Below are 15452 nucleotides of genomic sequence, written 5' to 3' on the forward strand. Positions count from 1 at the left end.
ATCATAATGGTAACAAAACGTTCAGACACCCCTCACCGTCCGAACGGATTAAGCTTAGATCAACCAAAAGCGGTGTCCCGGACAACTCTGGACACCGCTTTTATCATTTATTTATTACGGATTCAATCCTGCACTATCCTTGCGAAGGTCCCGCAGCAATCCATGATAACAACCCGTACGTATGCTTGCAATCTGCTGTACGTGACACTTCAAGTACCGCTTCATCCTCACTCTGCGAGAGCAAGGAAATCTGGAATCCCCGATCATTGCTCATGCCCACAATCACATAATGTTCTGAAGCAAATGATTCTTCAAAAACAACGGTTACCTCTGTGCATACTTCACTCTCCGGCAGTACAAAAGCTTCCATCCCGAATTGTTGTACAACTGGTTGTTTGCTTACGCTGCGAACGGGCTGGAAGGCCAGATGTTTGGCTTGAACTGCCCCTGATTGCAACTGGCTGCTGCCCACGGCATCATCACAGAGATGCTCCTGTTTAATCGATTGTTCACTTAACATAAACTCCGTAGTTCCAGCGAACTCCTGTGACTGTTCAAGCTGTGGTTGCTGAGCCTGTTCTGCCGGCTCTGTCGTGAACAAAGCTGCCGGTAGTTCGCCAAGCTGATCTGTTTGGGATACCAGCTCTTGTTGTTGCTCCAGACCAGTACTCGGTAATGCCTCGACGATTACCTGCTGTGATTGCTGTACACCTTCATTTTCTGGTTGAAGCAATCCCTCTTGTCTTTTGATCGCTGCCAGTTGCTCCAACGTTTCTCCACTGAACTGACGAATCGCATTCCATATCTCTTCGCTCAAATGTGCTGGACCTACAATCCCCGCATTCAAGTGATTAGAGGTAATACTCTGCTCACTAAGTTTGCTGCCGTTCACGCTGCCATCGGCCAATTTGGCACTGGTGACGGACCCATTTTGCAGATGAACCCCGCTTACTGATTCCTCTTCCAGATGAGTTGTGCGAATACTGCGTTCTTGAATATGATCAGCAAGAATGGTTCCCTCCTGAATATGACGAGTTTGCACACTTTTGTCTGCTATGTGGATAGCCGATACCGCACCTTCAAGCAATTTATTACCATTTACACTGCCGTCAGCCATTTTGGCACTTGTTATGGAACCATTGTGCAGGTGAATCGAACTTACCGATTCCGCTTTGAGGTGGGAGATCCCAATGCTTCGCTCTTGAATATGGTCAGCATGTATGGCTCTCTCTTGGATATGACGGGATTGCACACTTCCATTGGCAATATGGACATCCAACACCGCATCGTCAAGCAGTTTGTCGCTGCTCACACTGCCATCCGCCAGTTTGGCACTCGTTACGGATTCACTTTGCAGATGAACCGCACTTATTGCTTCCTCCTCCAGATGGGACGTACCAATGCTATGCTCCTGAATATGATCAGCAAGGATCGCTCCTGACTGGATATGGCGAGTTTGCACACTTTCCGACGCGATATGGCTCCCCAATACAGTATCTTCGAGCAATTTGCTGCCGCTAATGCTACTGTCAGCCAATTTGGCACTTGTTACGGACCCATTTTGCAGATGAACCGCACTTACCGCTTCCTCTTCCAGATGGGCTGTGCCTATGCTTCGCTCCTGAATATGACCAGCATGAATAGCTCCTGCCTGAATATGCCCGGATTGCACACTTTCCGATGCGATATGAATCCCGGATACCGTACCTTCGAGTAACTTGCTGCCAGTTATACTGCCATCCGCCAGTTTGGCACTCGTTACAGCTCCATTTTGCAAATGAATGGCACTTACAGACTCCTCTTCCAAATGTGCTGTGCCGATGCTCCGCTCTTGAATATGATCAGCATGAATGGCTCCTGCTTGAATCTTACTGGATTGCACACTATCGTCTGCAATGTGGATATCTGATACTGCTCCTTCAAGCAACTTGCTGCCGTTTACACTGCCGTCGGCCAACTTGGTACTTGTTACAGACCCATTTTGCAGATGGATGGCACTTACTGCTTCCTGTTCCAAGTGAAGCATGCCGATGCTGTGCTCCTGAATATGGTCAGCAAGGATTACTCCTGACTGGATATGGCGGGATTGCACACTTTCAGAAGCGATATGGATTCCCGACACCGCATCTTCGATCAACTTGCTGCCGGTTACACTGCCGTCAGCCAGTTTGGCACTGATGACAGACCCATTTTGCAGGTGAATCGCACTTACGGCTTCCTCCTCCAGATGGGTTGTGCCGATGCTCCGCTCCTGAATATGGTCAGCATGAATGGCCCCAGCCTGGATATGCCCGGGTTGCACACTTTCTGACGCAATATGAATCCCCGATACGGTTCCTTCAAGCAATTTGCTGCCGTTTATACTGCCATCCGCCAGTTTGGCACTTGTTACAGATCCATTTTGCAAATGAACTGCACTTACAGACTCCTCATCCAGATGAACTGCGCCAATACTACACTCTTGAATATGATCAGCAAGGATTGCGCCTTCTTGGATATGACGGGTTTGCACACTTTCATTGGCAAGGTGAGTAGCCGATACGGTTCCTGCAGCTAATTTGCTGCCATCCACACTACCCGTTGCTAGTTTGGAGCGTGTTACAGATTCATCCTGCAAAATAATCGTACTTACCGCTTCTTCTTCCAGATGAGATGTTCCGATGCTGCGTTCATGGATATGATGAGGAAGAATTTCACCATCTTGAATATGACGGGAATGCACAGCTCCTTGCTGCAGGTGAACAGCACTTGTCGACTCTGCCTGAAGATGCAAACCACTGATCAAACCTGGCTGAAGGTGAGCCGCTGTAATGGATAAAGGTGCCAGATGGTCTGTTTCGACAGATCCGGGTGCCAAGTGATGCGATGTGACCACCTGTTCAGCAATATGCTCCTCATGAATGATGTCTGCCTTCAGATGCTGTGAGCTCACTACTTGAGTCCCCAAATGGTCAGATTTCACGCTGCCTTCAGCCAGATGGACGGATTGTACAACGGATGGCTGCAAGTGCTCGCTACCTACAGCAGCCTGTTGCAGTTCTGTCCCGGATACCGAGTCTGCTGTCAAATGGTCCGCACTTATGGAGCCATGCCGAAGTTTGTTGCCGGTAATACTGCCATCAGCAAATAATTCCGGTGAGCGTATTTCTTCCGACAAATGTTCCAGTGAAACGGAATGCTGCTTCAGGTGATACCCACGAATGGTTCCTGCTGGAATATGTTTGGCGTTAATGCTCTCTGCCATAATCTTGGAAGAAGTCACGCTGCCGTCTGCCAGTTTAGCTGACGTGACAGCAAAATCCGCCAGTTTATCTGTTGCAACACTCTCTGGCGAGAGCTTGGGGGAGGTAACCGCATGATCTGTTAGATGAGGCGGAAAAATGGACCCGCCCGCCAGCTGGGCTGAAGTTACACTATCAAGAGCCAATTTGTCAGTTGTGACCGCAGCCCGTGCAATCGCAGCCGTTTCAACACTGCCCGGCTGGAGATGAGGTACACCTACCGCATGTTCTGTCAGGTGTTCCGATTTCACTGCATAAGGTCTCAGCGCCTCGGAACCCACGCTGCCTGGAGCCAGATGTGTACCCGTGACTCCACCACTCGCAAGATGCGAGGATATAACACTTCCCGGGGCAAGCGCTCTGCTACTTACCGATGCCGTTCCAAGCTTTTCTGTTGTCACACTTCCATCCGCGAGTTTAACGTCTGTAACGGCCGCATCCTGTAATTCATACGTACCCACGGCCGACTCTGCAAGATGCCGCTCACACACCACATCGTCTGCAAGAGCGTCTCCGGACACACTTCCGGCAGATAGATGAGTTGCCTCGATGCTTCCACTTGCAATGTGAATGGAGTGAATTGCGGAATTGTCCACATGTACCGGTGTGATTCCCCGATTCGCAATGTGTTCCGCACGAATGGACCCTTTGGCAAGATGTTTACCCTGTACGGCTTCATCCGCAATTTTGGAAGAAATGACGCTCTGATCAGAAATCTTGGATGCCGTAATGGATTGCTCCAGCAATTTTGCTGTTCCCACAGACTGGTCTGCCAGTTTGCTGCTGGTTACTGCACCTTCCATCAAATGCTCACTGCCCACTTCTCCATTGCCTATCTGCTCCTTGCCAACGGAATGAGCGCGAATCTGATTTGATCCGATTGAACCGTCCAGGAGATGTCTTCCACTTAGTGAACCCTCAGCTAAATGTCTTGTTTGTATGGATCCATCCTCTATCTGGTCACTTCCAATACTGCCACTTAATAGTTGTGAACGACCGATAGACCCTTCAGCCAGATGTGTCTGTTTAACAGCACCTGCCTGAATATGGTGAGACTCGATGGATAGTTCGTCGATTTTGCTGCCTGTGACAGCGGCTTCCCGAATTTTGGATGTAGTCACTGCATCGTCAGCCAGTTTGGAGGTATTCACAGCTCCACCCGTGAGATGTCTTGTATCCACCCCGCTAATCGCAATCTTGTCTCCAGTTACGGCATGATTCTTGATTAATTCTTCCGTTACCAGCATGCGGCTGAGATGTCTTGTGCCGATGGAGCCGTCGGCAATTTTGGCCGAATCGATGACCTGGTTGCCAAGCTTCTGAGAAGTAATACTGCCATCTCTGATTTTCTCACCGGCAATAGAAGCATTTCGTATTTTATGACCAGACACAGAGCCGTCAATCAGGTGCTCCTCAGATACAGAGGCTTCCGCAAGTTTCGCCGAAACAATGGCCCCGTCAGCAATGTGAATGCTGGTCACCGCATAATCCTGCAATGCTTCACTGCCAACCGCATCCGGTTTCAGCTTGGAGGCATCCACAGAGAAAGGAGCCAACTTGCTCTCCGTAACAGCAAATTCACTCAAGTCGTCCGTGTAGATGTAGTGTCCGGTATGACCCGGCATCTGGTTTTGGTTCAGGATCTGCAGCCGGTCCTTGCTTGTTATCTCCTGTTTGTTGATGTCCTGCTCTTCTTCCAGAGCAAGCGGAGCCAAGCTGCTAACCTGAATCTGCTTTTCCGAGCTATCTTGTGTCTCAACTTCCTTGCTATCAGACTCTACGGGTTCCGTCTTGATTTTGGCTTCGATCTCTAGCTCTTCCAGCTCGTTTGTTGAAGAAGGTAACTCCGTTGATTCAAATAGGAATTCTTCCGACTCCTGAACAGCCCTCGAATCCCTTTTATTCGTATTCAAGCGTTCTTCCCTATTCACAGTGAAACCTGAGTTCATCTTGTCTGCCCGGCGATCAGTCAGTTCCAATTCCTTGAATTTCGGGCTCACATGCCGCAGTTTCGGCGTTGGAACCTTCTTTTTGCCATTTTTACTCATGCAGCTTGCTCCTTCCTCTAACGTTCGTCTCCGGCATCATATGCTTCCATATGGGCATCTGCCACTTCATTTATGACTTTTGCGGATTCCAAAGCACGAATGTACAGGCGTCAAGACAGGAAGGTTCGATGATCTTCGTGGAAATAGGCGTGTCAGGGCAGCAGAGGAAAGGCGGCTGTCCACGCCCCCGTCCCAGTCATGTCATAGGATATTATGTTTAGGTCGTGTCTGAAAACTCGCTGAAGTGCATCTTTCACCGTCTTTTCGCCCCCTGCTGTGTCATTTTCCCTTGACGTGCCCCGGCACGCCTGCGGAAAACTTCCTTGCCTGGAACAAAGATTTGGCAAACCTGCTTCCTTCGGAGTTTTAGACACGCCCTGAGCAAGCACTAGTGCTTGGCGATGCATCTTACACACCGGTCTGCGTTATCGCGATGTCTGAGCCATGCGGTGACAGGCCGGCATTCCATGAATGGACGATCCATGGTCGCGATAACATCGAAGGAGGAACGGTCATGCTCCAAGAAACGATCGGCATTATGTTCGATTCACGCATGTACCGGGGGATACCGGCCGGAAGGACCGGTCAGGAATCACTCGCGAATTATGAACAGGCAGCGGCCAGTTATGGATTAACTCCCTGCTTTTTGAGGCTGGAAGATATCGATTCGGATCAAAAAACATGTCTTGCCTATGTAAAAAAAGAAGGCAGATATGTTCGCGAGCGCATGCCACTGCCCTCCGTCATTCATAACCGCTCACTCCAGCTTCGCCGGACGGAACAGCATCAGATTACCAAGCTGATGTTGCAGGGTATTCAGGTATTCAACGTTCGCAACCGGTACCGTAAAGATCACATTCATGACATGCTTCATCAGGACCTCGCCTTGCGAGAACACCTGCCCCATGCAGTTAAAGCTACGCCAGAGTCTCTGGCCTATATGATGGAACAATATGATGACCTCGTCATCAAACCATGCAGCGGCAGCATCGGTCATGGTATTATGCGAGTCTTTGAGCGAGATGGACAGTGGAAACTAACCTGTGAGACGAAGGCTGCACGCAAAGGGTGGGCTACCTTCCGATTGAGCAAAGGACAGCTTCCTTCCGCTACCCTAAGGCGGATCTTTCGCCATGCCTACCTCATTGAAGAGCGTATCCCGCTGGTACGTTATGAGGGCAGACCGGTAGATTTACGGGTATCTGTACAACGTGGCGGCGATGGTCTTTGGGGAATAACAGGCATGTTTGCCAAAGCGGCTCCTGCCCATACGTTTGTCAGCAATATCGCCCAGGGCGGTAAAGTCATGAAGCTCGCAGAGGCCCTTGGATTAGGAGAATCTGGCTTTGACTTGGCTCGACTGGAATACAGAATCGGACTCGTTGCACTTCGAATTGCCCAGAATCTGGCGGCCAGTCTGCCACATCTGGCTGATCTGGGTCTTGATCTCGGGATAACGCGCAGCGGCCAGATCTACTTTATTGAATGCAATGGACGGGATCAGCGTTACGGTTTCCGCAAGGCGGGAATGTCGGAACACTGGAAGGCAACGTACAGCAAACCAATGGCTTATGGGCGTCTGCTGCTGGAACAGAATTCGAGGATTCCGAGACAACCGCAGACATACGATAGGAGACTATATTGATTTCGTGTGCATTCTGTGTCAATATTATGCAGAACGGCCGGTCTTGCCGGCCTTGAAGTTCGCATTAACCCTAAGGGGGATATTCATGGCAAAAACGCTGTTGCGATTAATGACCGAGCTTTCTTCGCGCAAATGGATCTCCCGGACCGTGGGAGCCTTCTCCAAAAGCCGGGGAAGTAAGGCATTTATCCCTTATTTTGTCCGGACCTACGACATCCCTGTTCAAGAGGCCGAGAAAGATTGGAAAGAATACCGTTCACTGAACGATTTCTTTACCCGCAAATTAAAGCCGGGCATGCGCCCGTTGGAACTTTCAGAGCATGCACTGATCAGCCCGGTAGATGCCAAGATTACGGCAGCCGGTCCAATATCTGCAGGGACACTCCTGAATGTTAAGGGACAAAATTATACACTTGCTGAATTATTAAACCATTCTCCCCATCTGGAGAAGTACAAGCATGGGTACGGGTTCGTCCTCTATCTCAGCCCTCGCGACTATCACCGCATTCATGCACCTGTCAGCGGCCGCAAAATAGAGAGCGAACACATCAAGGGCAAAGTTTATCCCGTGAATGACTTTGGCCTGACCCATATGAGATCCGTGCTTAGTCGAAACGAACGGCTCATTACGTATATCGCACACGATTACGGTGAAGTGGCGGTTGTCAAAGTAGGTGCAATGAACGTGAGTAGCATACAGTATGCTGATACGGACACAAGTACCTGGGCACAAGGCGATGATCTGGCCTATTTTGAATTCGGTTCCACGGTTGTTCTGCTGACGCAGAGTGGTACATTCGAACCAAACCCCGGCTTACAGCCAGGCGATTCGGTCAAAATGGGCGCATTGCTTGGTCGTTTGAAACCGAAGAACTAATGAGTCCATACGCAAATAAAGAGGATGGCGCAGCACCTGTAACCAGGTATTGCGCCATCCTCTTTATGAATTCATATTCATCCATATATACATGCAATACGAAGCTTCGCTCCGTCGTTATTGGTCTGCTGAGTTCTCCTCAAAACCACACATCTTGCAAGTCCTCTGCCGGTTTGAAGCGACGCAGACGGTTCCGGAAAATATTGCATCCCTTCGTAGAGCATCCCCGGTTGCGGACCCGACGTTTTCCGTTCATCACAAGTTCCCCCTTTTGGTCATCTGGAATGCTAGATAATTACCCTTGCGTTCCAGACTTGAAACGGTTTCCTGTTCTTCTCATCAGAATTTCAACGAATCTCGGACGGGCTTTTGCCTGTATACTGCTTGAACTGACGACTGAAGAAGAAAATATCCCGGTATCCCAGAGCATCTGCCACTTCGGTCACATTCATGCCGGTATGCACCAGCAGATGTTCCGCCCGTTCAATACGCATGCGGATAATATAAGATTGCACCGATGATCCAACCAATTCCTTGAACTTGATTGAGAAGTATCGGGGCGATAAGCCAGCCCGCGCAGCCAGATCTTCCACCCGATGTGTAATCCCCGGATGCTGACGCACATAATTGGCGACCTCCTGGATGACATCAGACAACTGGTTGCTTACCTTTTTCTCCACAGGTTCTTCCGTATCAGCCCGCAGCAAATGAATCATCAATTGCTTCAGAATCAATCGGCTCTCTTCATCACGTCCGTACACATCCGATAAGAACAGTCTTACATAACGTGCCAGCAAGTGCTCAAACTCCACCGTTTCCTGTACCTCGCGATAGGACTGAGGCACATCAGTCACAGGTCCGTCCACATCAAAGTGAATATACGTAAGTACCAACGGTTTTTGTTTATTATGTGTTGCAGTAGGATGATCTCCTGGCCTGAACAAAAAACAACTACCCTTGCCAACTTCATACGACTGGTCATCCAGTACAAGCGTTCCTTCACCACTCCATACATAAAATAAATCATAGTTTTGCATCGGTTTTTCCCGCTTCTGCCACTTCCAGCCCGGTTCACAGACAATTTTGGCGACAGCGGGCAAAATAACAAATGATGACGGCGATGCCTGCAGCATGTCGCCACTCCCCCTTGATAGTTAATCTCTCTGCATATGGCATCATTCTGATCTGAATCTCACTTCTTCAATCCAGCCATATGTATTTAAGCATCTAACATCATTCAATACAACTTGCTCATATATGATCTCTGCTCTTACAGGAGCGAAATGTCTTATCCTATTATACAGCGGAATTCACCGAAACGAAAATGTGCACTTCTCCCAGGCTAACCGCATTCGCCGGATTCCCTCTGTCATCTCTTCTTTCTCCAGATGTGCAAAAGCAAAACAGGCCGCAGGATGACCTGAAGTCAGCCGATATCGCTCTGCATCACGAAACAGTATGCCATCCTCCTCAGCAAGCTTTTTAAACCGCTGATAACTGTCCACATCGCCATTCCAGGTAGCGTAGATATGCAGTCCTGCATCATCAAGCTGCATTTTGAATGCTTCCGGTAACTGTAGTTCCATCTCTCGGACAAAAAAATCATGCCGTTCCCCATATAACCGGGTTAACCGTCGTAAGTGCCTCAGATAACCTCCTCTGGTCATAAATTTTGCCAGTGCGCGCTGCTCTAACAGCGCCGGAGGTACCGGTTCATACAGCGCCTTGGCGGCAAGGAGAGGTTCTACCAGACCAGGTGGCAGTACGGCATAACCAAGTCGGAACGAAGCCACCATCGTTTGTGAGAATGAACCGACATAGATGACGCGCTGTTCACGATCAAGCACTTTGAGGGGTTCAATCGGTCTTCCGCCCCATCGGAATTCGCTGTCGTAATCATCTTCAATAATGACCGCATTCCGCTTTGAGGCCCACGCAAGCAAGGCACGTCTTCTGTCCAATCCCAATACGGCCCCTGTTGGAAACTGCCGGGTAGGAGTGACAAATAACGTCTGTGCCTCCCAAGGCAGAGGTATAATGCCTGCGGTATCCACCTCTGCCGGGATGATATGCCCACCACAGGACTTGACGGCATGCGCGATGCCCGGATACCCCGGATTCTCCAATACAACTGCTGTATTCTCCGTAATCAGCAATTGAGATAGCAAGGTGATACCTTGCATTGAACCACTGAACAATACAATCTGAGAGGGTTCAGCCTGGATACCACGTGTCCATCTGAGATGGGAGGCGATGGCCTCACGCAGTTCCGGATCACCGGCTACACCGCTTGATTCTCGCCAACCGCTGCGATGAACTGCAGCGAGTGCACTTTTCCACTCCCCTAACGGGAAATGTTCGGCAGGCATGCGCTGCATTTGAAAATTAATGACGGACGGCTTTGGTGAAGACATCTGAGTCCGCAGGACATCATGTTGTGTGTTCAACCTCTGTACTCGTTTGCCCCAGGCAGACAGCTCGAGAACGGCTTCCTGTTTCTCATTTTCCTGAGTGGATAATGTTTCGGTGACAAATGTACCTCTTCCCCGATGTGCATGGACATAACCATCCGCAAGCAGCATGTCGTATACCTGAGCTACCGAACCACGTGACATCTCATATTGCCTTGCCAACTCACGGGTGGAAGGAAGCCGCGTGCCTCCCACCAATGTACCTGCATGAATGGCATCACGTAACGCATGGTACAATGCCTCATACTTGTATCGATGCTGAAGTTCATAGGTATCCATCTGCAGCCACAATTCCATCATGCACCTCTCTTCATTTGTCTTCATCTGTTATCCCTGACTAATTGGCCTACTAAAGTGAATGTAAATTGGATCTATTTCATTGTCAATGTATGAACTATGGTTATGCATAAGAGATGGCGTTCTATTATACATTCAATGATGGGGGAATACACATGAGACGGAAAGAATTCACAGTAGATGAAGAACAGGAAATTACGGCATTTCTGGATCAGTGCTCCTTCGGGTTTCTGGGAACGGTCAGTCCGGATGGACAACCACGGGTTACACCGCTGAATTTCGTTTATATGGACGGTTGCTTTTATTTCCACGGCAGTCTGGCTGGCGAGAAGATGAAACAGATCAAACAGGATTCCTCAGTCAGTTTCACGGTGGCTGAAGAATTCTCCCTGATTCCATCCTATTTCAGTGATCCTGAGCTTGCTTGTCCGGCGACTTCATTCTTCAAAAGTGTCATGGCCTTCGGTCAGGCAGAACCGGTTAAGGATCTGGACATCAAAGGTAAGGTGCTGCAACGATTCATGGAGAAACTCCAGCCGCAAGGCGGATATGTACCCATTGACGCTACTGACTCGCGTTACACAGGTAACCTCAAAGCTGTAGCCGTAGTCCGTATTATTCCAGAACGGATCAGCGCCAAGTTTAAATTTGGACAAAACCTCTCCAGTGAACGATTCGATCATATCAGTGGTCAGTTGGAACAGCGCAATGAAGGAAGGGATACCGAAACTGCTGAAATGATGCGGAAATATTGTCCATTTCATCAGCAATAAATTTCATTTTATAAGTATTCCTCCAAGGTTGAATTCAACGATAACCTACCCGAAAACCCTCTGCAACAACGCGGTAAAGCGATATAACTGTCATATTGCGTAATTTCCGTGACGGGGGCATGTCAAGGTGATATAATGTTAGGCAGTTGAATCACAAAGACTTGGAAGGATGAAAAGAATGAATCCACTGGCTGAACAGTTGAACGAAAGTATTCAGACAGGCAGCAGTCACGTCTACTCCATGCTGTCACAGCTTGGCAAAGAAATTTATTTTCCTAAAGAGGGGATTTTGAGTCAATCTGCTGAAGCAGCAAGCTTGGCCAAGACCCATAATGCCACGATTGGTATCGCCCTGGAGGGTGGTGTGCCGATGCATCTTCAGGTTATTCAGGAGAAGCTGTCTGCATTCCAGCCAAAGGATCTGTATCCTTACGCTCCACCTGCAGGCAAACCTGAATTGCGGACCGTCTGGAGAGACAAGATGCTGAAGGAAACGCCTTCTCTGGAAGGCAAAACGTTTGGCAATCCGATTGTAACCAATGCTTTAACCCATGGACTAAGTATCGTAGCCGACCTGTTCGCCGATGAAGGGGACGCTGTCATATATCCGGATAAAAACTGGGAAAATTACGAGCTGACCTTCGGAATTCGTCGTCATGGCCAGTTAGTTCATTATCCCCTGTTCGATGATCAGTTGAACTTCAACAGTGATGGTCTGCTTCAGGCTTTGCTTGATCAAAAGGACAAAGGTAAAGCGATCGTTCTGCTCAACTTCCCGAATAACCCTACAGGTTATACGCCTGGAGCGGAAGAAGCAGATGCCATTGTAAACACGATTCTTCAGGCAGCTGAAGCCGGCGTTAACGTGGTTGCTGTAACAGATGATGCGTACTTTGGACTGTTCTTCGAAGATTCCATTCATGAATCCCTGTTTGGCAAACTTGCCAACATTCATCCACGTGTGTTGACTGTAAAAGTGGATGGTGCAACCAAAGAAGAATTCGTATGGGGCTTCCGCGTTGGATTCATTACGTATGCCCATGAAGATGCAGCCGTTCTGCATGCATTGGAACAAAAAACACTCGGTATTATCCGAGCAACGATCTCCAGTGGCCCGCATCCTTCCCAGACTTTTGTATTGGATGCTCTCAAAGCACCGGAGTTTGAAGCACAGAAACAGGAGAAGTTCGAGATTATGAAAGGCCGCGCCAATAAGGTAAAAGCCATTCTCGATAGTGGCAAGTATGGAGATGCATGGGATTATTATCCGTTCAACTCCGGTTACTTCATGTGTCTGAAGCTGAAAGAAGTTGGCGCTGAAGAACTTCGAAGCCACTTACTTCACAAATACGGTGTGGGTACAATCGCCCTGGGTGAATCGGATCTTCGAATCGCCTTCTCCTGTATTGAAGAATCCGGATTGGAAGATCTGTATGAAACCATCTATCGTGGAGTTCAGGATCTGCGGACGACTTAGTTAAAACAGACAGTAACGAATTAACGCAATCTCAATAGCTCAGGGGAAAGAGGATCATGTCTGAACCCTGAATGATATAAGAACCCTCTGTATGCGGGGACGACGTTACATGTCTCCGAATATACAGCGGGTTCTTTTGGTGTTTTACAACTCACCAGATATCACTTACCACACCGGGACAGCTGCCCAAAAACTCGAATTTCCAACTTTTCCGGGCATCGGCCCAATCAGCCTAACCCCAAGGCACATAATATACGATGTACGCAAGGGCGTGCCAAACAACCACTTGAAAGGGGAATGACCATGTCTGGAGTTGAAGATACAAGAGGCGGTTATGGATGCGGCGGTTACGGAGGATTTACTAACACAGGTGCCATTCTCGTTCTGTTCATCTTGCTCGTAATTATCACTAAATCGTTCCTCTGTTAGTACCAATACACACTTGCGCGAGAACCAAGTGATCTGATTGCATGATTCCATTACAGCACAAAGAAGGGTATACCGGGATACAGCCCGGCATACCCTTCTTTTGTTATCTTTTGTACCTCTCACTGATGAACCCAATGTAATAATCCAAGTTGGTCAGGTGTCCGATCGATTGTTTACTCGTCCTCTTCTTCCTTCAACCACTTGTTACCTTGTGAACGCCGCATGATCACAATCACCAGTATACCCAAAATAAGGGCTACTCCGGTGACAGTCAGTCCGGTTGCTCCGGCAGCCAGCATAGGCAACCACATGAGTAACGCAGCCAGTGCATGTAGATGGAATATGAATCCCAACACCTGAGAACGACGACTTTCTCCCGAGATCGGATAGATCATAATCCAGAACGATTCACTATGACTGCGACGCAGCGCACCCAACTGAACACCTGCAAGCAACAGGAAGAACAGATACACCCCGACACCAAAGTAGCTGCCTGCTGTCCACCAGGATAGTAACATACCCAGTACAACCAGACGTAATACAATGGAAAACACTTCGGTTCGAATAAACGTTTTGGTAATCAGATATCGGTAAGCTTTCCCTGCATTCCAGGGAAGACCGCTCCCCAATTTGCTAAGCCAGCGACGCGAACTTACTTTCTGTCCGGATGAAGGCACATCCACGAACCAGCCGAGCGTCCGCATAACCCTGCCAGCCTGCCCCTGCTCCACCTGTATCAGACGTTCCCACGCCACCCGATGTTTTACCGGGATACGCAAGGCAACGATATAAACGACAGCCAGTAACAGCAGGAACCATACGCTGCGCTGAGGTGGTTGCCATAACCATGCGCCAACTGCCAGAACTGCCGAAGCCCAACGCAAGAGACGGTATCCTCTTGCCGCGCCAACCTGAACCATTCTTAGCTCTTGCCATGCTCCATAACTGGACAGCCCTTTCCACAGCAGCAGGAATACGATGAACCAGCCAAATGGCCGTGCATCCAGATCTGCTCTGACATAGAGAGGCCACAGTGTAACAAATACAAGCAGTAGGCCCAGACTTTTATAGATGATGCCCCTGGCAAAGCTGTTCTTCAAATATTCCTGCATCCGGTATTCCTGTGGCCGCAGGAATACAATATCTGCTGGAAGCAGATATGTACGATAACTGCTAAACAGCACCAGTGGCGCCAGCAGCAGCAATGCAATCCAGCGAATCGGGAATTCTGCGGGAATGTTCTGGACAAACGATGTATACCAGGCGGAGAACGCAATGACGAGAAATAAAAAGACCATAGCTACACCGCTCTGGATCACATAACCCAGATAAGGAAGAATTCCGTTCCAGAATCCTGTGCGTCTTTGCTTCCATAGCAGCTTGAGATCCATGCTCAATCCCTGCCTTGTACGAGGGAATAGAACATGTGCTCCAGCGTGGCATCCGATTCCCCGAATTGGGAGCGCAGTTCATTCAGCGTCCCTTGAGCAATAACCTGTCCACGATGCAGTACGATAAACCGGTCACAGTAATTTTCAATCGTGGACAGAATGTGTGAACTGAGCAGGATGGATGATCCCGAAGCTTTCATCTCCAGCATAAAATCAAGCAAGGAGCGAATACCCAGCGGGTCCAGCCCCAGAAAAGGCTCATCAATAATGTACAGTGGCGGTCCGGCCACAAAAGCACACATAATCATGACCTTTTGCCGCATGCCCTTGGACAGGTGAGTCGACAGACTTGTACTTTTTTCATTCATACGGAATAATTGCAGCAATTTCTCCGTACGTTGTTTGAAGTCAGCCTCCGACACATTGTACGCTCTTGCTGTAAACTCCAAATGCTCCATCACCGTCATCTCATCATACAATTCGGGTGATTCCGGTACGAATGCCATGGCCGATTGGTAGATCTGCGCATCCTCGTCCCGCTTCTTGCCCATCACTCGCACTTCGCCCTGTTGAGGGGTCATCAAGCCGAGGATATGTTTCATGGTTGTACTTTTGCCAGCACCGTTTAAGCCGATTAGTCCAACCATCTCTCCACGTCCGACTTCCAGATCGATGCCGTGAAGGACCGGCCGTTTGGCACTATAACCTCCGCTTAACCCGCTGATTTGCAGAACAGGCGATTGAACATTTTCCATCTATCCCT

At 49.0% G+C, this 15452-nt stretch carries 10 protein-coding genes; 5 read left to right on the forward strand and 5 right to left on the reverse strand.

The genetic code is table 11. The annotated features are described in order from the left end of the window. Positions 1 to 133: 133 nt before the first annotated feature. Positions 134 to 5329 carry a WIAG-tail domain gene (locus ACETMN_RS27425; protein WP_091020864.1) on the reverse strand — a complete coding sequence of 1732 codons (5196 nt, stop codon included), beginning with the start codon at positions 5327 to 5329 and terminating at the stop codon, positions 134 to 136. Positions 5330 to 5843: 514 nt separating this feature from the next. Between ACETMN_RS27425 and ACETMN_RS27430 the strand changes: the two genes are divergently transcribed. Together ACETMN_RS27430 and asd are read left to right on the forward strand one after the other, a co-directional pair. Then, the gene (locus tag ACETMN_RS27430) at positions 5844 to 6974 is read left to right on the forward strand and encodes a YheC/YheD family protein (RefSeq protein WP_091020862.1); all 1131 of its coding nucleotides are present in this window, start codon (positions 5844 to 5846) and stop codon (positions 6972 to 6974) included. An 85-nt stretch (positions 6975 to 7059) separates the two neighbouring features. Further along, positions 7060 to 7851: an archaetidylserine decarboxylase gene (gene asd, locus ACETMN_RS27435; protein WP_047841263.1), complete on the forward strand. Its 792-nt coding sequence runs from the start codon at positions 7060 to 7062 to the stop codon at positions 7849 to 7851. A 347-nt stretch (positions 7852 to 8198) separates the two neighbouring features. On the opposite strand, the gene ACETMN_RS27440 is transcribed toward asd, so the two are convergent. Both ACETMN_RS27440 and ACETMN_RS27445 read right to left on the reverse strand, forming a co-directional pair. Continuing rightward, the gene (locus ACETMN_RS27440) at positions 8199 to 8984 is read right to left on the reverse strand and encodes an AraC family transcriptional regulator (protein WP_091020861.1); all 786 of its coding nucleotides are present in this window, start codon (positions 8982 to 8984) and stop codon (positions 8199 to 8201) included. A gap of 177 nt (positions 8985 to 9161) precedes the next feature. Next, positions 9162 to 10619, reverse strand: coding sequence for a PLP-dependent aminotransferase family protein (locus tag ACETMN_RS27445; protein WP_411735405.1), 1458 nt, complete (start codon positions 10617 to 10619; stop codon positions 9162 to 9164). Between the two features lie 155 nt (positions 10620 to 10774). Here ACETMN_RS27445 and ACETMN_RS27450 point away from each other — a divergent pair, with 155 nt between their 5' ends. The 3 genes from ACETMN_RS27450 to ACETMN_RS27460 all read left to right on the forward strand — a co-directional run bounded on the left by ACETMN_RS27450 (position 10775) and on the right by ACETMN_RS27460 (position 13298). Continuing rightward, positions 10775 to 11392, forward strand: coding sequence for a pyridoxamine 5'-phosphate oxidase family protein (locus ACETMN_RS27450; RefSeq protein WP_036673405.1), 618 nt, complete (start codon positions 10775 to 10777; stop codon positions 11390 to 11392). A 178-nt stretch (positions 11393 to 11570) separates the two neighbouring features. Next, complete coding sequence (locus ACETMN_RS27455; RefSeq protein WP_091020859.1) at positions 11571 to 12869, forward strand: aminotransferase class I/II-fold pyridoxal phosphate-dependent enzyme; 1299 nt, start codon at positions 11571 to 11573, stop codon at positions 12867 to 12869. 303 nt (positions 12870 to 13172) lie between these two features. After that, entirely contained in the window at positions 13173 to 13298 is a 126-nt protein-coding gene (locus tag ACETMN_RS27460) for a YjcZ family sporulation protein (RefSeq protein WP_206759599.1), read from the forward strand. A 173-nt stretch (positions 13299 to 13471) separates the two neighbouring features. Here ACETMN_RS27460 and ACETMN_RS27465 read toward each other — a convergent pair whose 3' ends face one another. Both ACETMN_RS27465 and ACETMN_RS27470 read right to left on the reverse strand, forming a co-directional pair. Further along, positions 13472 to 14689, reverse strand: a complete 1218-nt coding sequence (locus tag ACETMN_RS27465; RefSeq protein ID WP_091020858.1) for an ABC transporter permease — start codon at positions 14687 to 14689, stop codon at positions 13472 to 13474. A 2-nt stretch (positions 14690 to 14691) separates the two neighbouring features. Then, the gene (locus ACETMN_RS27470) at positions 14692 to 15444 is read right to left on the reverse strand and encodes an ABC transporter ATP-binding protein (RefSeq protein ID WP_091020857.1); all 753 of its coding nucleotides are present in this window, start codon (positions 15442 to 15444) and stop codon (positions 14692 to 14694) included. Between the last annotated feature and the right edge of the window lie 8 nt (positions 15445 to 15452).

The organism is Paenibacillus sp. M2 (genome assembly GCF_046713495.1).
Lineage (GTDB): Bacteria > Bacillota > Bacilli > Paenibacillales > Paenibacillaceae > Paenibacillus > Paenibacillus amylolyticus_B.